Origin of the sequence: Archangium violaceum, from assembly GCF_016859125.1 — a bacterium.
GTDB lineage: Bacteria > Myxococcota > Myxococcia > Myxococcales > Myxococcaceae > Archangium > Archangium violaceum_A.
In genome coordinates this window covers 4,807,986-4,826,264 of sequence record NZ_CP069338.1, presented here as the reverse complement: position 1 = coordinate 4,826,264, position 18,279 = coordinate 4,807,986, and the positions used below count along the sequence as shown (strand labels likewise).

Annotated in this window: 13 protein-coding genes and 3 pseudogenes; 4 read left to right on the top strand and 12 right to left on the bottom strand. The window is 67.3% G+C overall.

The features are described 5' to 3' along the window. Positions 1-87: 87 nt before the first annotated feature. The 3 genes and pseudogenes from sitA5 to JQX13_RS20725 all read left to right on the top strand — a co-directional run. Positions 88-1,074: pseudogene (gene sitA5 / locus JQX13_RS20730) on the top strand (SitA5 family polymorphic toxin); the annotation flags it as partial. Then, positions 1,066-1,350 carry an HNH endonuclease signature motif containing protein gene (locus tag JQX13_RS56395; protein ID WP_430384212.1) on the top strand — a complete coding sequence of 95 codons (285 nt, stop codon included), beginning with the start codon at positions 1,066-1,068 and terminating at the stop codon, positions 1,348-1,350. The pseudogene sitA5 and the gene JQX13_RS56395, both read left to right, overlap by 9 nt. A gap of 27 nt (positions 1,351-1,377) precedes the next feature. Further along, positions 1,378-1,641, top strand: a complete 264-nt coding sequence (locus JQX13_RS20725; RefSeq protein WP_203410676.1) for a hypothetical protein — start codon at positions 1,378-1,380, stop codon at positions 1,639-1,641. A 1,054-nt stretch (positions 1,642-2,695) separates the two neighbouring features. On the opposite strand, the gene ltrA is transcribed toward JQX13_RS20725, so the two are convergent. The 3 genes from ltrA to JQX13_RS20705 all read right to left on the bottom strand — a co-directional run bounded on the left by ltrA (position 2,696) and on the right by JQX13_RS20705 (position 6,320). Beyond that, a complete protein-coding gene (gene ltrA / locus JQX13_RS20715; protein WP_203410675.1) occupies positions 2,696-3,991 on the bottom strand; it encodes a group II intron reverse transcriptase/maturase in 1,296 nt (431 codons plus the stop codon). Positions 3,992-4,644: 653 nt separating this feature from the next. Continuing rightward, complete coding sequence (locus JQX13_RS20710; RefSeq protein WP_239014959.1) at positions 4,645-5,490, bottom strand: DUF3396 domain-containing protein; 846 nt, start codon at positions 5,488-5,490, stop codon at positions 4,645-4,647. A 62-nt stretch (positions 5,491-5,552) separates the two neighbouring features. Next, on the bottom strand, positions 5,553-6,320 hold the full coding sequence (locus JQX13_RS20705; RefSeq protein WP_203410673.1) for a hypothetical protein: 768 nt from the start codon (positions 6,318-6,320) through the stop codon (positions 5,553-5,555). 570 nt (positions 6,321-6,890) lie between these two features. On the opposite strand from JQX13_RS20705, the pseudogene JQX13_RS56390 reads away from it, so the two are divergent. Further along, positions 6,891-7,133, top strand: a pseudogene (locus JQX13_RS56390) (hypothetical protein); the annotation flags it as partial. Here the strand turns inward: JQX13_RS56390 and JQX13_RS20700 are convergent. The 9 genes and pseudogenes from JQX13_RS20700 to JQX13_RS20660 all read right to left on the bottom strand — a co-directional run. Continuing rightward, positions 7,056-8,318: pseudogene (locus JQX13_RS20700) on the bottom strand (DUF6986 family protein); the annotation flags it as partial. The pseudogenes JQX13_RS56390 and JQX13_RS20700 sit on opposite strands and share 78 nt — an antisense overlap. An 11-nt stretch (positions 8,319-8,329) precedes the next feature. Continuing rightward, positions 8,330-8,671, bottom strand: a complete 342-nt coding sequence (gene uraH / locus JQX13_RS20695) for a hydroxyisourate hydrolase (RefSeq protein ID WP_203410671.1) — start codon at positions 8,669-8,671, stop codon at positions 8,330-8,332. Next, positions 8,668-9,180 carry a 2-oxo-4-hydroxy-4-carboxy-5-ureidoimidazoline decarboxylase gene (gene uraD / locus JQX13_RS20690; protein WP_203410670.1) on the bottom strand — a complete coding sequence of 171 codons (513 nt, stop codon included), beginning with the start codon at positions 9,178-9,180 and terminating at the stop codon, positions 8,668-8,670. The genes uraH and uraD overlap by 4 nt, the downstream gene beginning before the upstream one ends. Beyond that, positions 9,177-10,193 carry an allantoicase gene (gene alc / locus JQX13_RS20685; RefSeq protein WP_203410669.1) on the bottom strand — a complete coding sequence of 339 codons (1,017 nt, stop codon included), beginning with the start codon at positions 10,191-10,193 and terminating at the stop codon, positions 9,177-9,179. The genes uraD and alc overlap by 4 nt, the downstream gene beginning before the upstream one ends. 25 nt (positions 10,194-10,218) lie before the next feature. After that, a complete protein-coding gene (gene allB / locus JQX13_RS20680) occupies positions 10,219-11,580 on the bottom strand; it encodes an allantoinase AllB (RefSeq protein ID WP_203410668.1) in 1,362 nt (453 codons plus the stop codon). Continuing rightward, complete coding sequence (locus JQX13_RS20675; RefSeq protein WP_343211114.1) at positions 11,577-12,974, bottom strand: NAD(P)/FAD-dependent oxidoreductase; 1,398 nt, start codon at positions 12,972-12,974, stop codon at positions 11,577-11,579. The genes allB and JQX13_RS20675 overlap by 4 nt, the downstream gene beginning before the upstream one ends. 230 nt (positions 12,975-13,204) lie before the next feature. After that, positions 13,205-15,592, bottom strand: a complete 2,388-nt coding sequence (locus tag JQX13_RS20670) for an EB domain-containing protein (RefSeq protein ID WP_203410666.1) — start codon at positions 15,590-15,592, stop codon at positions 13,205-13,207. Between the two features lie 74 nt (positions 15,593-15,666). Then, positions 15,667-15,972: a YkvA family protein gene (locus tag JQX13_RS20665; RefSeq protein ID WP_239014957.1), complete on the bottom strand. Its 306-nt coding sequence runs from the start codon at positions 15,970-15,972 to the stop codon at positions 15,667-15,669. A 269-nt stretch (positions 15,973-16,241) separates the two neighbouring features. After that, positions 16,242-17,912: a GAF domain-containing sensor histidine kinase gene (locus tag JQX13_RS20660; RefSeq protein ID WP_203410665.1), complete on the bottom strand. Its 1,671-nt coding sequence runs from the start codon at positions 17,910-17,912 to the stop codon at positions 16,242-16,244. Positions 17,913-18,279 lie beyond the last annotated feature (367 nt).

Sequence of the window (18,279 nt, the reverse complement as noted above, 5' to 3'; positions counted from 1 at the left end):
TCAGCTTCGCCGATACGCCACCCTGCCAGCCGCCAGCCCGTCAGTGGGTTCTCACGGAAGCAGGGGCCAGGACCAGGAGGAGTCCCCATGAAGCTGTGCTGCACGGCCGTGGTGCTGGTTCTCCTCGCTGGGTGTGGCTCTTCCTCTCGGGTCGTACGCCTGGACACGGGCCGAACCAACATCATCGTCTTCACCCCGCGTTCCAGTGCCAAGGCCGTGGCAATGGGCGACAGCGAGTTCGAGGTGGCCGTGTCGGAGTTGGCTCGGGAGGTGCGGCCTCCCGCTCAGCCCCAGGAAGCCGCCCGGCGACTGTTCGAGGTCGATGCTCGGAGTGGTTCGTACACGTATGAGATACGCGGCCGCCGCGTCACTCCGCTCGAGTCGAGCGAGCACCTGGAGGGAGAGCCAACGGCGGCGGAGGTCGAGTTGACGCGCGCGTATCTGCGCTGGTGTGAGCGCACTGGTAGGCCCGGAGATTGCCTGCGCCTGCTGGAGGAAAGCCCCATCGTCAACGGAGATGGTCGTTTCGCCCTGGCCATGGCCCTCGCCAAGGGCGCCGTGCTGGAGGAGATGCTCGAGGCCTTCAGGGACATGGCTGACCCACACGCCATGGTGGCTGCGGTGCTCTGGACGTGGACCACGTACATGCTCCTCCTCACCATTCCCGACGTGACAGTCTCCAAGGGCCTCGCCGCCGTGATGACCGCCACGCTCATTGCCTATGTGGGCGTGGACACCTTCTGGGGTCTCATCCTGGGTTTCAAGCGGTTGATGGTCGAGGCGGACCGGGCCACCACGTTCAGCGAACTGCGCGAGGCGGGCGAGCGGTACGGCAAGATCATGGGTCGCAACGCGGCGCGAGCCTTCGCCGTGCTGGCCCTGACTGCCATCGGCAACACGGCACCGGGGCTGGCCGCAAAGGTGCCGACGTTTCCCCGTGCGGTGCAGGCGGAAGCACAGGCGGAGACGCAGGTGGGTATCCGTCTCGCGGCGGTTGGGGAAGTGGAGACGGTCTCCGTATCCGCCGAGAGTTTGACCCTGACCCTGGCTCCGGGTGCAGTAGCCATGACCGCGGATACAGGGAGGCCGCGTCGGTTCAGTAAGGCAGACCGCGACGCGGCCTACGAAAAGAGCCAGGATGCAACAGGCCGAACTCGTTGTGAGTACTGCGACGAGGAGCTGACGCGAGAATCGGGGCAGTCGAAATCCTATGAGGCGGATCATCGAAAGCCGTACAGCAAAGGTGGACCCTCTTCATCCGAGAATCTGGCACCCTCCTGCCGAACTTGCAACCGCGAGAAAGGGGCCAAGGAACTGGATACCGACTGGATTCCTCCAAAGGAACGTTAATTCAAGAGCAACGATCTGGAGCTGAGCTTGGAGCGCGAACGTGCTGCATTCGTGTGTCGCCATGTGTTTGAAGGAAGCCGATCCATTCGATTGGTCGCGCATGAGGATGGCGATTGGCAGTTCCTTTGTGGAGAAGAGCATGAGCCCGGTGATGGGCCGCGAGTCGTCGGCTTGAACCATCTGATCGAGCGGGATCCAAGCATCGTCGAGATTCTGGAACTGCGACAAGGCTGGGAGGCAGAACGTCACGACGTGGGTGCCCCATGGGTACGTCGCCAGATTGGCGAATGACGCACGCTCGAAGGCCACCTGGGCTTGCCCCGATTGTCGAAGGCCGCCGGAAGGTAGCGTAGCGACACGCGGGGGGATTGTGATGTACCCCGGCGTCAGGCTCAGCGGGTCTCCATCTCTTTGAATACGACTCCGTCATTCCTGTGCGTTCGGTGCTGCTCGTCCTGGGGACGACATCTGCTCCCTCAAGCAGGTGCGGAGGAGGCGAGCGCGGGGCTTGAGGCAGCGGCCAGGAAGGAGTGGATGAAGGAGAGGACACCGCGAGTGGACCAGGCAGAGTTGCTCAGGAGGACGGACGTTCGACTTCGACGTGTTCGCCTGCGTGAGGTGTGGAGGCCGGCGGCGGGTCTTGGCGTACGAGATGGGGGCTTCCGGGGGGCGGGCCATTCTGGAGCACCTGGGCTTGCCCACGGCATGTGCGAGGTTGGCCCCGGCACGAGGGCCACCCCAGGCCGCGTGGTGTTGAGGCTCAAGACAGCCAACAGGCCCCTGCCACGCACCTGATAGGAGCGCGGCCTGGGCAGGCGTGTACCCCAAGCGCGCTGCGCGGCCTGTCCACCGGCCGGGCGCATCGCTCGGCCGGCCCCGTCAGCGGCCCTCCTCGGCCCCTCTGCACCCTCTCTCCCCCTCAACAGGGCCCCCATCCCTCTTATGCGCCTCGGCAGTGGAAGCGCTCGGGGCTCACAGGCACCTGCGCGGCCCCTACGTGTTGATGCGTGGCGTACCGCTCAAGGCGATCCAGGAGTTGATGGGGCACGCGACCATCGAGATGACAGAGCGCTATGCCCACCTGCCCGAGACTCGGGCGAGCGCCGTGCATCAGCTCGACCTTCCTGTGCCCTACATCCAAGCCGCTCCGGCCAGAAGCGCCAAAGGGGTAGAGTCGACGGGAGGCGCGGTGCCGCTCGGGCTCGTCGGAGCCTGCTGCGAAGGTCCGCTCTCGCTCGCCTCCTCGCCGAGTCTCACCCACGGTCCGTTTCCTCCACGCCGCTCATCGAACCGGACGTGCAGATTTCCTGCATCCGGCTCTCGGACAGGTTTCACGCGACGCGTGTCAGCGCAGGAGTGCACGTACCTCCAGCACTCCGAGGCTCCGGTGCACCTCGTTGTACTTGAAGCGTGACGTTGCTCGCGCCACCTTGTGCCTCCTGCTCAGGAAGTTCCTCACCCGTTCGGTCACGTGCCAGTCCAGCACGTTGAACGCGTGCACCGGCGAGTCGTAGACGAAGTACGTCGCCCACCCTCGCAGGAACCGGTTGAGCTCGCCCGCTATCTCCTCCCAGCGCTCCGTCCTGCCTCGTCGGAGGATTCGGCTCACTTCCTCTCGGGCGTGCTCCATCGCCTTCTTCGAAGGTCGGGCTCCCAGGTACTTCTGGCCGGTCTTCTTGTAGACCAGTGGCCCCAGCTCGTACCCGAGAAAGCGGAAGTGCTCCTTCCGCGCATCGCGAATGCTCGTCTTCGTCTCGTTGAGCGTCAGCTTCATCCCATCGAGCCAGCGCTTCACCTGCACCAACACCTCCGCGGCGCCCCTGCGGGCTACCACCACGAAGTCATCGGCGTAGTTGACGATTTTCGCTCCGCTCCTCTTCATCAGCTCGCTCTTGGCGAACACCTTCAGCAGCCGGTTGATGTAGATGTTCGCCAGCAGCGGTGAGATGACACCCCCCTGCGGTGTCCCCTGCTTCGAGCGCTTGCCTCCGCTGTACCTCGGGCGTCCTTGCTCGTCCCTCTCTTCCACTGGCACCTTCAGCCACATCTTCACCAGATGCAGCACCGCCTTGTCCGCACCCCTCCTCGCGACGCTCTTCATCAGCTCCGCGTGGGGAATCGTGTCGAAGTACTTCGAGAGAGCCGCATCCACCACTTGGGTCCGCCCCCGCTTCAGCTTCTGATGGACCTCTTGGACCGCATCGACCGCACTGCGTCCGGGTCGGTACCCGTATGCAGCCTCGCTCAAGTCGGCCTCGAAGATGGGCTCCAGGATGAGCTTCGCCGCCGTCTGGACCACCCGCTCCTTGCTCGTGGGTATGCCCAGTGGCCGCTCGCCTCCTCCTGGCTTGGGTATCAGCACCCTCCGTACTGGCTGGGGCCGATACGTCTTCCCTTGCAGCTCTCGCTGCACCTCCTCGAGCCAGCGCTCCTCGCCGTACGCCTCGAGCTGCTCGAAGGTCTGTCCGTCCACTCCTGCGGCGCCCTTCTTCTGCTTCGACTGCCTGAGCGCCTCCGTCAGGACATCCCACCGATGGAGCTTGTCGTACAGCGCGTAGAACCGGAACGTCGGCTCCGCCTTGGCCTTCGCGTACAGCTTCGCTCGGAGCTCTTCGAGCTTTGTAGGGGTTGTCAGGCTCACGCCAATCTCCCGCTGCGTCCACTCCTCACGAAGCACCCTGAACCAGGGCCCCTTCCCTCCACGGTCGTTACCCGCTTCATCGGTAGTACGGGCCCTTCCGACTCCTGGCCGTCGCCACGCCCTCACGGCGTGTTCGGGTCGCTACCCCGCTCGGACCAGGTCTCCCGTGTTGCGCACTTCACCGTGCTCACATGCCGCGCCCCACTACCCCGGTGGTCCACCCGGCGATGTTGGTGTCGACCTTCTCGCCGGGTGCCTGGCCTTCCCTGTATGTGCGTCAGGTCGGCTCCCACGATTGCCCTTTCGGGGCCTGCTCGGGCTTCACTCATGTTGCGGCCTGCAAGCTCGCTCGACCTCCTTTCGAGGCCTTCTGTCTCTGGGCTTCGAGTCCGAGGGTCACCCCTCGTCCCCGCCAGATAGCTACCGAGGGGGTCGACTTCCTCCTCGGGCGGGACTTCCACCCGCTGGTCAAGTGCACCTTCACGGCGCACGCACACTGAGGGCACATGCGAAAACGAGGGCAAAGAAAAAGCCCAGTAACCCCTCGGGATTACTGGGCTTCTGAGTGTGGAAGCGGCGGGAATCGAAGCCGCCGCCTCGACTTCGTCTCTGGAAGGGGGCGAGCGCGTCGGTGCCCCGGAGTGGATGGGCGATCAGCCGAGGAAGCGCCGATCCCAGTGCCGCACGTCCTCAAGGGTGAAATCGAGATTACGGCCACGTTCCTCGTGATACAGCCAGGGCTCCAACAAACACGCCAGCTCCCGATAGGACGGGAGAACCTGCCCCTGCTCGGTGTCCCCTGCCTCGGGCCAGGGCCCTAGAGTCACGACCGCGCGTCCGCCCTCCATCTCCTGAACGGTCGTCTCCGCGGAAAAGAGGCGAGAGCGAAGCCCCTCCGTGCCACCCACCTCTCCCAACACGGGTAAGCCCAGGAACGTCAGCCAATGCGGTGCCCGTATCCTCGTACCGACCTTCCACGAGTGCTCCCCCAGGTCTGGGAGGTCCAAGCCCGGGTGGCGGAAGCATCGCTCGCGGATTTCACGGAGAACGCCTGGCAGATCAAATTCACCGATGAAGGAGAGACCCGCGTGGCCAGAGCAGAAGGGCAATGGGGCCGCCAGTTCCAAGGCCAGCTCTCGTACGTGATTCGGCCCGTGCTCCTCCAAGAACTCCGTCGGTAGCCAGAAGCTCACCGCGCTCACGGCGCCCGGCTCGTCCGCCGCCGGGGGCTCATCGAGCGCCTTGCCACGATAGTCAAACCCGTATCGGAGTTCTCCGTCGAGGGCATCGCGGAGGGTCACCAGGGGCCAGCGCTTCTCGAGCAACTCACGCCGGGTATGCGCCCACCCCACCGCATCCAACTCCCGCCAGGTGCCCTCTCCATCGTCGTACCAGCCGAGCGCCTTCGTGCCCACCACACGAAGGTAGGACTCCAGGGACTGCATCACCCGGTGCACCACGTCTTGATGAGAGCGGCGCATGTAGAAGCTGATGCTCACTCCCTCTCGCAGCAAAACGGCCCCGTTCCGCGCGCGAATCCGAATTTTTGGGTAGCGCTCACTCATTTGAGAATCCCCAGCCACGGTACGATGCGAAAGGGTTCCACCCCCAGAGCGTCCCAGTACACCTGCTTCTGATCGAAGCCTTGATGTGGCCCCTCTGTGTAGCGGGTCCACGGAGTAGGCCTGCTTCCGTCCGCGCAAGGAAATTTGAGATCATAGACAGCCCTGACCTGGAGCGGATTGCCCGAGTGGATGAGGACATCGGGCCTGAGCGTGCCTTTCAGCTCATCGCCCCGCCACTGTCGCAGAAGAGATTGCGCCTCCTCTTCGCTGATGAACGTCGTCTGCTTCGTAATCCTGTCGTAGCGGTAACGCGGCCCCAGGCTGAATCGACCTGGAATCAACTGGCTCAGTCTCTCCCCAGTACATTGGAACGCCTCCTTGTGCATTTCGTCACCGAGATAGATGGCCAGTTTCACGGCCATGCCAGGAGCCGGCTGGTCACACTCAGCCTGCGTGGGAATCTTCCCTTGACGCTTATCACTGAGCACCTTGGTACGAGCATGCTCGGCACACTGCTGCAGGGCCTGCTCGATTTGAGTCTTCAAGTCCCCATTCAGTGCCATCCCGACCGCGGCGACCGAGGCTCCAGTCTCGGCGAGCCGTCGCGCGGCCTGCGGTACCACGGTTTCCTCCCCAGCCACTTGTGCACAGAGCGCCGGGTTCTGCCGACAGGCGCTCGTCGCCGAGTCGAAGGACTGGGCGTAGCGATCCGGAGCACCACGCCCAGGGACTCCCGCGCAGGCAGCCAGCAACATGCTGGACATGAGCGCCCACCGCGCTGGTTGGAACATGGGACCTCCCAATATGGCCGCTTGCATTGGAACCAACGGCAACCTTACGTCGGGCCGAAGAGGACCCTGTGGCTCGTACGGACGGGAAAGTCCAGAACCCGGCACCCGTGAACATCGCGCGGAGCTCCCCCAGTTGGGCGGAGGCTCGGCTCAGAGTGGCGGGCAACCTCTACTCATGCTGCTGGCGGAGGCGAGTGAGGTGGGGCGCGGGCTGCCCCGGTACGTGGAGCGGGACTTCGCCAGATACTTGGAGCGTAGAGTGTTGGCGCACGGCTTCGCGCGGGTGCGCTGTGAGAGTTAGCTGCGCGGCCTCTCCACCAACCTGGCGCACTGCTCGGCCGGCCCCCGTCAGCGGCCCTCCTTCGTTAGGAGCAGACTTGGCTCAAAGCGGCGGGTTGCTTCCAGTGGAGGCGGCGGGAATCGAAGCCGCGCCGCCGGAGGCTTCCGGCGAAAGCGCTCCAGCAGAAGCACGTTGGAGCCTGGCCGTAGAGCATGCCCTGGCGAGGTGTGGCTGCGGAGGCAGCCTGAGCCTCCACTCCTCGAATCACCTCTGCGTCGGCGGCACAGCCCATCCGAGGTCGAGCGAGAACAGAAGGAAGAAGGAGCGCTCCCCCGCGCGTCGCTACGTCACTTCCGGCGGCCTTCGACAATCTTCAGGAACGAGCGGCTGCGCAGTTCCTCCAACGTCAGCCCCGAGGCGCGCGTCTCCTCCTCGGTGATCGCACCACAGGCAATGCCACGCAGGAAGTAGTTCAGCAGTCCCTGGCCCGTCGCCGCGTCATCGAACACGTCCCCGAGCAGCGTCGCCTGGGCCGCCTTCTCGATGAAGGACTTCAGCCGGGCCGACGTCGCCCCCAGCCCTTCCAGGAAGAAGGCGTACACCGCCGCGTAGCGCACCGGGATCTGGGCCGGGTGCAGGTCCCACCCTTGATAGAAGCCCCGCTCCAGCGAGTTGCGCGTGTGCTCGTACGCCAGCCTCCACGCGCGATGCACCACCTCGCGGTTCTCCTTCTGCTGCGCCTCCGTCAGCGGGCTCGCGCCCTTCTTGTGCGGGCCCACCGGCATGACGTTGGTCGCGCCATCCGAGAGCGCCACGTCCATGCCCGCCAGGGAGATCTGCATCATTCCTCGCACCAGGTTGCTCGCCGGGTGCGTCATGCTCTGGTACGCGGCGGTGATGCCGAGCGCCGCCGTATAGTCATACACGCCCAGGTGCGCCCCGACGCAGCGCCCCCGTGCCGCCGCCACCAGCCCCGGCAGCGCGAGGCGCCCCTCCCGGTCGAAGATGGACTGGGGCGTCTCCACCATCAATTCCAGACGCAGCGCACCCGCTGGCAGACCCCGCTCCTGCTCCAGCACTTCCAGCATGCGAGTCAGGGCCGTCACCTGCTCGGGCGAGGTGATCTTCGGCAGGGTGACGACGAAGTTGTCCGGCAGCTTGTTGCCCGTGCGCTCCAGCAGCGCGGTCACGAAGAGGTCCAGCGTGCGCGCGCTCCGGTCGAACAACTCCTCGGTGAAGGACTTGATGCGGATGCCGATGAAGGGCGGCAGCGTGCCCTCCGTCATGCCCTTCGCCACCTGCTCGGCGGTGGACACCGCGTGGCCGTCCTCCTCCGCGTCCGGCCGGTGGCCGTAGCCGTCCTCGAAGTCGATGCGGAAGTCCTCCACCGCCTCACGCTGGAGCTTCGCCTCCACGCGCTCGTGGACGCGCTTCGCGAGCTCGCCGCCCGGCACGCCCAGGCACCCGGCGAGGGTCTCCGCGTCCGGCGCGTACTCCCGCAGCGAGGCCAGGGCCAGCTGTCCCATCTTCCGGGCCGTGTCCGATTTGAACAGGTGAGCGCCCCCGTACACGACGTGCACGGGCTGGCGCCGGGAGGACTCGCCCGGGTACGTGCGGGCGTAGGCCTGATTGGCCTTCTTCAGCGCCTCGCGCGCGGTGGAGATGCGCTCCGGCTTCAGGGTCGTCTTCATATAGGAGTCGGTCAGCTCCCCCGGTAGGTGGAATAGCCGAAGGGGCTCAGCAACAGGGGCACGTGGTAGTGCTCGTCCACGGCGGAGAGCTCGAAGACCACCGAGACGTACGGGTAGAAGCCTCGGACGGAGTGGGCCCGGAAGTACTCCGCCGTGTGGAACGTCATCCGGTAGATGCCCGCCTCCAGGCGTGTGCCCGTGGGCAGGAAGTCGCGCACGCGGCCATCCGCGTTGGTCGTGCCGCGCGCCAGCTCCCGCCAGCCGTCGCCGGCCTGCTGCTCCAGGGTGATGGGGACGCCCGCCGCCGGGCGGCCCCACTGCGTGTCGAGGACGTGGGTGGACAGGGTGCTCATGGCGAGGTGAGGAGCTTCTCCAATCGGATGCGGGTGATCTTCGCCTGCTCGCCGGCCGCGATGCGCAGCTCCGCTTCCGGCTCGTTGTTCATGCGCTCGCGCAGCAAGGCCAGCATCTCCCCGGCGCTCTTGCCCGTGGCGCACACCAGGAAGATGAAGCCGAAGCGCGCCTCGTACTCGCGGTTGCCATCGGCGAGCCCTTGCAGCACTTCCTCGCTCGCCTCCTGCACGCCGCGCTGCTCCTGGGAGGACCAGGTAGCGGTGGCCTTGTACTTCTCCCGCAGCTGGGAGACGTCCCCAATGCGCGGGTGGTGCGTCATCGCCTCACGCCAGTCATCCGGCCCCGTCTGGGACCAGAGCCAATCGGCCTCCGTATACACAGCGGCCTCGCTGACGAAGGGTCGCGCGCGGGCCATGGCCTCCGCCCAGCGGGTGGAGCCGCAGCAGCGCAGGAATTCCGCCTGGGCCTCCTCGATGGGGAGGCCGTTGAGCCACGCGAGCCTGCTCACACCGCCCGCCCGTGCACGCGCAGCCGGCTGATACCGCCATCCGGGAAGATGTTGAGCCGCACGTGGGTGAAGGGCCCCCTGGCCTGCAGCTCGGCCTCGTAGAAGTGCCGGTGGTGCGCCTGGAGCTTCGTGCGCGGGAGGATCTCCTGCCAGACGATGTCCTTCGCGTTCGCGAAGTCGAGGATGTCCTCCTTCAGGAAGCACCCCTCCAGCGAGCACATGTCCGGGTAGTTGCCCTTGAAGTGGTGGGTGTCCACCTCCACGCGGTGCACGGTGCCGGGGGCGGCCAGCTTCACGACAATCCAATCGAAGCCGGGCACGCGCTTGCGCCGCGTCTCCCAGCCCTCGCCCATGGTGGCCGCGCGGCCGGGGAGGATGAGGTTGTCCTTGGGCCCGAAGAAGGCGTCGTTGCAGGTGACGACGATGCCACCGTTCTCCGCCGCGGCCAGGTCCACCAGGTCCGCGGAGCGCAGCTTCTCCATATCCGGCTTCACCACGCCGTGGACGCGGAAGCGCGCCACGCCGCCGTCCGGGTAGATGTTGAGGCGCAGGTGCGTCCAGCGCCGCTCGCTCGCGACGGGGAGGTAGTTCTGCGTGCCGCCCGCCAGCTTCGTCCGGGGGACGATCTCCGTCCACGTGGCCTTCGTCAGCTCCTCGGGCGAGGGCTGGCCCTGGACCTCGAGCGCGTCCACCGAGGCGTACTCGGGGAAGTTGCCGATGAAGTGGTTGGTGTCCACGTTCACGCCGCGGATGACGCCGGGCAGGCCGAGCTGGATGAGGCACCAGTCGTAGCCCGGGACGCGCTTGCGCCGCGTCTCCCAGCCGTCCATCCACTTGCCGAACTCCGTGTACTTGTCCGGGATGAAGACGCCGCGGCCCGGCTTGAGCAGGTTCTCCTTGGGCGCGAAGAACTCGTCGTTGGCATAGAGGGCGCGGCCCCCCACCTTCTCGGCCGCGAGATCAATGAGCTCGGCGAAGGCGACTCGCACCTTGCCTTCCTCGGGTGTGTGCATGCTGGGAGTTTCTCCTCGAAGAGACTTATGCCACCGGACGCGTGGTGACGGGACGGCGGACCCACCGGCCCACCGGGCGCGGAGCGGGCTCGCCGCGCGTGTAGACCCGCTGACCCCGGACGTACGTGCGCTCCACCACGCCCGTGAGCGAGCGGCCCGCGTAGGGCGTGAGCGAATGGCGGTGGAGCACCTGTGACGGCTCCGGCGTGAAGGAGGCCTCCGGATCGAAGACGAGCAGGTCCGCGTCCGCGCCGGGCACGAGCGAGCCCTTCACACCCTCCAGGCCGATGAGCCGGGCCGGGTTCTGGCACATCCACCGCACCAGGGACTCGAGCCCGTGACCGCGCTCGCGCATCCCCGTCCACACGGCGGGCAGGCTGAACTGGAGCGAGGCGATGCCGCCCCACGCCGCGGCGAAGTCCCCTCGGTCCAGGTGCTTGAGGCCCGGGGTGCAGGGCGAGTGGTCCGACACCACCATGTCGATCTCCCCGCGCGCCAGCCCGGCCCACAGCTTCTCGCGGTTCTCCGCCTCGCGGATGGGCGGCGCGCACTTGAGCCAGGTGGCGCCGTCCGGGATGTGCTCCGCGTCGAAGGTGAGGTAGTGGGGGCACGTCTCCGCGCCGAAGGGCAGGCCCTCGCGGCGGGCGGCGGCGATGTCCGGCAGCGCGTCCGAGGACGACAGGTGGACGATGTGCACGCGGCCCCGGTGCTCGCGGCACAGCTCGATCATCATCCGGATGGCGTCGTCCTCCCAGCGGCGGGGGCGCGACTCCAGGTAGCTGCGGTAGGTGCGCGTGTCGCCCTGGGGCGGGCGCTCGTCCGGCGTCATCTCCGCGTGGACGATGAGGGGCACGCCGCGCCGGGCGAGAATGGGCATGGCGCGCGCCAGATCCTCGCGGGTGACGTGGGGGAACTCGTCCACGCCCGAGTGGATGAGGAAGCACTTGAAGCCCGTCACGCCCGCGTCGATCATGGCGTCCAGCTCGCCCGCGTTGCCGGGGATGACGCCGCCCCAGAAGCCATGGTCGATGGCGCAGCGGCCCTCGGCGGCGGCGGCCTTCTCGCGCAGCGCAGCCAGGGTCGTCGTGGCGGGGATGGAGTTGAGCGGCATGTCCACCACGGTGGTGATACCGCCCGCGGCCGCCGCGCGCGTGGCCGTCTCGAAGCCCTCCCACTCGGTGCGGCCGGGCTCGTTGATGTGCGCGTGGCAATCCACCACGCCGGGCATGAGCACCTTGTCGCCCAGGTCCTCCACGGGCAGGCCCGCGGGCACGTCCGCCGGGGCCAGCACCGCGGCGACCCTGCCCTCCCGAATCACCACCGCCGCCTCGCGCACGCCACTCGCGGTGACGACCCGCTTGCTGCGCAGCACCTGCTCTCCGCTCACGGCTCGAACTCCTTGACGTCGTAGCTCATCAGGGACTCGAAGTACGCGTCCTTGTCCTCACAGTAGAGCTGCCGCGTGAGGCCCGACACCAGCTTCGGCAGGCTGTACTTCATACCGGAGATGCTCGCTCCGCCGAAGCCCAGCGAGAGCAGGCATCCAAAGGTGTAGTTGAAGAGAGAACCCAGGTACGGCGCGCGGCCGGGCACCTTCTCCTGGAACTCGAAGTTGGGGCCCAGGTACGGGTGGCGCGCCAGGTCCTCGTGCGCCTCGGCGGGCGGAGGCGTGTAGCGATCCTTCCACAGCGCGATGTCCCCGATGAAGTTCGCCAGCTCCGGGCGCAGAGACAGGTCCGTCACGGTGCCACTGCCGACGATGAGCTTGTCGAAGGAGTACGTGCCGTGCGGCGTGGTGACGACGGCGGTGCTTCCCTCGGCTCGCACGTCCCGCCACGGGCTCTCCCCGTGGAGGTGGAAGCCCGGGAAGGCGCGCGCGCGGTGGTACGTGTCGTGTGGCGGCAGCTGCCCCATCTCCAGGATGCGGCGGATGAATCGCCAGCGGTCCGCGTCCGGCAGGTCCGCGTGGTGTTTGAGAAAGCCCACGAACTCGGCCCAGCGGTACGCGTTCACCGTGGGCAGGGACTTGCGGCGGTAGAAGAGGTGCACCTCGGCGGCGCCGCGCTCCAGCGCCACGGAGGCGTTGTCGAAGGCGGAGGCCCCCGCGCCCAGGACGCCGATGCGCTTGCCTCGCAGGGCGTCGAAGTCGATGTCATCCCGCGTGTGGGCCCACAGCTCGCGCGGCAGGCGGGCCACCATCGCGGGCGTCTCCCAGCGGCCCGAGCCGTCGATGCCCGTGGCGAGCACCACCTTGCGCGCGAAGAGCGTGCCCGGCTGACCGTCGCCGTCCGTGGGCTGCACGGGGACGGCGAAGCAGCGGTCCTCGTCGAGCCAGGAGATGGCGCCCGCGCGCGTGTGGCAGCGCACGGGGATGCCGAGGAAGTGGCGGTACCAGTTGAGGTAGTCCGCCCACAGCTCCTTGGGGATGAGGCCCAACTGCTGCCAGGCGGCCTCTCCGTACTGGGCCTCGTACCAGCTCTGGAAGCCGAGGTTGGGGATGTTGTGGTCGGGGCCGGTGAGGTGCTTGGGCGTGCGCAGCGTGTGCATGCGCGCGAACGTCTTCCATGGCCCCGCGAGCCCGGGCGCGCTGTCGTCCACGACGAGGACGTTCGTCACCTTCTCGCGCATCAGCCCGAAGGCCGCGGCCAGCCCGCTCTGTCCGCCGCCGATGATGAGCACGTCCAGGAGGGGCGTCCCATCACGCAGGTGCCGGGGCAGCACCCAGGAGCGCTTGGGGTATTCGAGCCGCTCCAGGTCCTTCCGGAGCAGGGTTTCGAGCACAGCGAGTCCAGGTCCGGACTTCGCGACGGGACCCGGATTCGCGGCGGGACTCGGAGACGACGAGGAGCGCATGGGGTAGTCAAATCACGCTCCGCCCCCTCTTCGCCAATGGGGAGGAGCGGGAGCTGACTCCCATCAACGCAAAGGGCCAGGGTCCGGTCGTACCCTGGCCGGCCAGGCGCAGCGAGCTCCTCGTGAACAGGGGGGATGCAAGCAGCCCCCCCGCCCCGCTACTTCACCGTCACCGTGTACGAGGTGACGACGTCCCGCGGAGTCTGGAAGGACACCTTCACGTAGTAGGTGCCCGCGTCGCCGCTGTTGAAGGCCTTCGTGCCCTGGCCACTGGCGAGGACGCTGAGCCTGTCCGGCCCGTAGACCGTGAACACGACACTGCTGTCCGCGGTCACGGTGGCGGAGTACTCCGTGCTCGCGGCCAGCGTCACGACGAAGTAGTCCACGTCGGTGGAGACCTGCAGCTTGCCGGCGGTGGCGGCGCCGAGGGTGAGCGAGGTGGCGCCCGTGAAGGTGTCGGAGTGGTCATCCACGCCCAGGTCCTGGAGCTGCAAGGAATAGTCGCCGATGCCGCCGTCGCCCGAGCTGATCCGCATGTAGTACGTGCCCGTGGTGGCGACCCGGTAGAAGAGCTCGCCCACCTGGTTGCTCCGGGTGTCCGACGCCAGCAGCCTCCCCGAGTCATCCATCAGGTAGATGTTGCAGTCGAAGCGGCCGGAGGGATCGCAGGACAGGCGGAACGTCTGGGTGGCCTGGGCCTGGAAGGAGAACCAGTCCTCGTCCCCAACGAACTCCAGCGTCGCGCCGGTCGGGGTGGTGGCGGGGTTGATGGCCGTCGCCGAGGCCAGGGAGTCACCGTGGTCATCCACGCCCTGGTCCATCAGGGTCCAATGGTACTGGGAGGTAAGGGACTTGGGGTTCGCCCCCAACAGCCTCACGAAGTAGGTGCCCGCCTTGCCAAACTTGTATTGCAGCACTGCGGTCCGCATCGCCGGAGTCCCATCGGACGGCGGGGGTGGGGCCGAGATGGAGCGCAGCATCGAACCGTCGGCATCCAGGAAGGACACGTTGCAGGTGGCGTTGTCGCTGGCGCACGTGAATTGGTAGATGTGGCCCGCCTGCGCCTGGAACGAGAGCACGTCCTGGTCCTCGGGGAGCTCGAAGCGCCCCTCCGTCGAGGCGGTGGGCGAGGCCGTCACCGGAGTGGCCGCATCCTCCGTGTCGCCGTGGTCATCCCCTCCCAGGTCCCTGAGGCGCCACTTGTAGACGCCGTCGGTGAAGGGCGCCGTGGAGGAGAGCTTCACGTAGACCGTGCTCGCGGTGTCGAACTCGTACCCCACCGCGGACTTCCCAGCGGGCGTGGTGCCGGGCCGCCACACCGCGCCCCGGGTGTCCACGAAGGACACCCGGCAGGGGAAGCGCGTGGTGACAGGCGTGGTGGGAGCGGTGCTATCGCATTCGAACTGGTAGACGTGGTGCGCCTGGGCCTCGAACGTGAACACATCCTCGTCTTCCGCGTAGTCGAGCTCGCCGTCGGTGAACGTCTCGCTGGGGGAAATCCCGGTGCCCTGCGTGGGCGTGTTCGCATGGTCGTCGACCCCGAGGTCCACGACCGAGAAGTCGTAGCTCGCGCGCCGCGAACCGGTGGTCTCACTCAGGCGCAGGAAGTACTCGCCCGGGGTGGTCACGCGGAAGATGAACTGTGGCGCGGTCGACTCGCCGGAGGCCAGCACGCTCGCCCCATCCGTGCCAAGCAACTCCAGCCGCAGGATTCCCGAGGTGGGCCAGGACCACGCCGAGTTGAAGCGATAGGTGTGCCCCCCACCCTCCAGCCGCACCCGCACCACGTCCACGTCTCCGTGGAACTGCAGCGCGCCGGAGCCCATCTTCCCCGGGAGCGTGACACCAACGGCCTGCGCTGGCTCGTCCGCGAAGTCATCCGTCCCCAGGTCGGAGAACGAGACCTGATAGGCCCCCGACGAGGAGCGATCCGCGGAGCGGATGCGGGCGAAGAGCTCACCGGCCGTACGCGCCTTGTACGCCAGCTCCGTCCCTTCCCGGGAACCAGCTTCCGAGGCGAGCAGGGTGGTGCCATCCGCGCCATACAGGTCCACCCGGAGCCTCAGCTCCGAGTCGCCGAGCACGGACACCCCGTAGATGCGGCCCTCGGCGGCGGTGAAACGGGACCAGTCCTCGTCCGTGCCGGAGCTCATCGTGTGCGACTCCGGCATGTCCGAGGTGCTCACCGGGTGCGCGAGAGACGGGCACTCATCGGGCTCGAAGGCATCCCCCAGCGTATGCCGGCGCGCGCAGTCGGGCGCGGACTCCTCCCGGCAGCCCTCACCGTCGGGGATGTACCCGGCGTTGCACGAGCAGACGGCGGTTCCCCCGGACACCGAGCAGACCGTCTTGTTCGGCGCGGTGCAGGGATTGGGCACGCATGCGTTGGCGGGCGGCTGCGTGACATCGGGCACGCATTTCGTCCCTTCCAGGTGGGTGCCCGACTGGCACTGGGGCGGCTCGACTTCTTCACCACAACCCGCGCACAGCACCACCAGCGCCAGCGCGGGGAGTGCGGTGACCACGTACTTCGGGAAGATGCTCATGCGTGCGGTGTACACAATGCACGCGCAACAGGCAAAACCCGGCAGAGCCGCGAAGGCGGCGCCGAAGAAAGCGGTCAGCGATCGCGGAGCGGCGGAGTGCTCGCGCGATGCTCCTCGCCCGGGGCGACGGGCGTCGGCCACGCGGAAGCCTCCGGCTGGTAGCGCTGCACCTCGCGAACCATGAAGAAGGCCGCCGCGGACAGCACACCCACGTCATCCAACCACCCCAGGATGGGGAGGAAGTCCGGAAGCACGTCCACGGGGACGACGAAGTAGATGATGGCGAACAACCCGGCGAGCCGCCGCCACAGCGGCACGCGCGGATCTCGCACGTAGCGGAAGAACCGGGTCCCCATTGCACGAAGGCCAGCGACGTTCATGTCCACTCCTACGGTGGGAGGCCGATTTCCATTGCGACCCCTCCACCGTAGGCGCTCGGCCGCTCGTGGGGCAAGCCGTCCCTCCGCGCCTCCATCAACCCGGGTGGGATGCGACGGAGACCGGAGCACGCCTCCACCGCTGATAGCCGGCCCAGATGCAGCCGAGCAATCCCACTCCGGCCATCACACTGCCTCCAAGCCGTTGTCGAGCACCGGGAACGTGAACCGCGCCGCCGCCACGTCCAGCGCCGCCAGAATCTCCGAAGCGTTCATGGGTCCTCTCGAGATCCTCGGGCAATGGGGGGCACGCCTTCCGAGAAGACTGGCAGCACCAGCCGGAAGGTGCTTCCCCGTCCCGGCGTGCTGCGCACCTCGATCTGCCCGCCCATGGATTGGATGATGGCGTGGCTGATGGCCAGACCCAGGCCCGTGCCCTCTCCCACCGGCTTGGTGGTGAAGAAGGGACTGAAGAGGCGCTTCAGCACCTCGGGCCCCATGCCCCGTCCATTGTCCTCCACCTCCAGCACCACATGCGCCGCCCCACTCGTCCGGGACGAGACGCGGATGAGGTTGCGCTCGGGGTCGCGCACGGAGAAGGACTGCAGCGCGTTCACCAACAGGTTCACCAGCACCTGGCCCAGGCGCGCCGCGTTGCCGAAGACGGGCGGCACCGGCTCCAGCGCGTGCACCAGGCGGGCGTGGTTCTGCAGCTGGTGGCGCACCAGCCGCTGCGCGCCATCGATGACCTGCGGAAGCTCCACTGGACCAAAACGCTTCTCGTCCGAGCGCGTGAAGCCCTTCAGATCCTCGACGATGGCACGGACCCGCCCGGCGCCCTCGAGCGCCTCGGCCACCACCTCGCGCAGCTCGACGAGGTCCAGCGCCGTCACATCCTCCTGCGATAGCTGCTCGCGCAGGAACGAGAGGTTGGCGCTGACGTAGGCCATCGGGTTGTTGATTTCGTGCGCGATTCCGGAGGCCATCGTCCCCACCGTCACCAGCCGGTCCGCCAGCCGCAGCTGCGTCTCCAGGCGCGTGTACTCGGTGATGTCGCGGATGACGGCGACGAGGTAGGGCTGCCCGTCCGCGCCGGTGAAGACGGCCTTCTTGGTGACGAGTGTATGGGTGAGCCCGGCACTATCCGTGATGGACTCCTCGTTCTCGTTGGGCTGCCCGGTGCCGAAGACCAGCTCGTCCTGACGCCAGAAGACATCCGCTTCATGGGCGGGAACGAAGTCGTAATCGGACTTGCCGAGCAGCTCCTCCTCGCGGTGGTTCATGAAGCGGCAGAACGCGTCGTTCGCGATGATCCACCGATGCGCGCGGTCCTTCACGAAGAGGGGATCCTGAACGGAGTCGAGGACCTTGCGCAGGAAGTCCCGCGCCTGCTCCATCCCGGCTCGTGCCTGGAGGCGCTCCAGCTCCGCGGCCAGGCGCGAGGCGAAGGCACCCAGGAGCGCGACGTCCAGCGAGCCCACCTCGAGCGGCGCGTCATGAAGGAGGGCCAGCACGCCGAGCACCTCCCCCCGCGAGCTCCTCAGGGCCATGCCCAGCAACCCGCTCGGGCCGAGCTGGCGAAGCCACCCGTCCTCGGGGAAGCGCGAGGGCTCGACCTCCGGGCAGTGAAAGACCCCCTGGGTGAGAACCTGCTCGAAAGCGGTGCCGGACAACGCCAGGGGCTGCTCCTCGCGAAAGTCTCCCTGGCTCCAGATGGCGAGTGGGTGGAGGCTGTCCTGACCGGGCTTGCGCTCACCCACCACGGCGCTGGTGACGCGGAAGACCTCGGCCAGACTCCGGACGAGGGTCCGGAAGAACCCAGGGCCAACCTCCGCTCCGGTGCTCGTGAGCAGGGCCTGGAGTGCGACGTCCGGAGGGACCCGCCGCACCTGCTCCACGCCCGGGCTCCTGGCCAGGTCGCGCCCACGCCCCTTGGTGAACATCTCTCCTCACCTCGTTCCCACCGGAACTCCCCCCGCGCCCCTTCGATGGCATGCCAATCCTGAACGAGGATCGCACCTTTTCCCGAGGCGGACCACAGTGGCCGAGCGTGCGCAAGGAGCACCACTCCCGGTCCGGGGCCTGGCTGCTTTCGCCAATTTGGCTTACATCCGACAATCCCCGTGTAACTCTCGCGTACTGGGAGCCGAGATTTTTCACCCGTGGAAAGACGGGTCAGGGGGGTTCTCGGGCCCAGGCACGCAGCTGGCCAGCACTCCAGCGCACCTTCCAAACGTCTTCTGGACCACATTCCCTATGAGTCCACGTCGTCCATCCTCTTTTCTACGGCCGTTGGGTGCCCTCGTCATG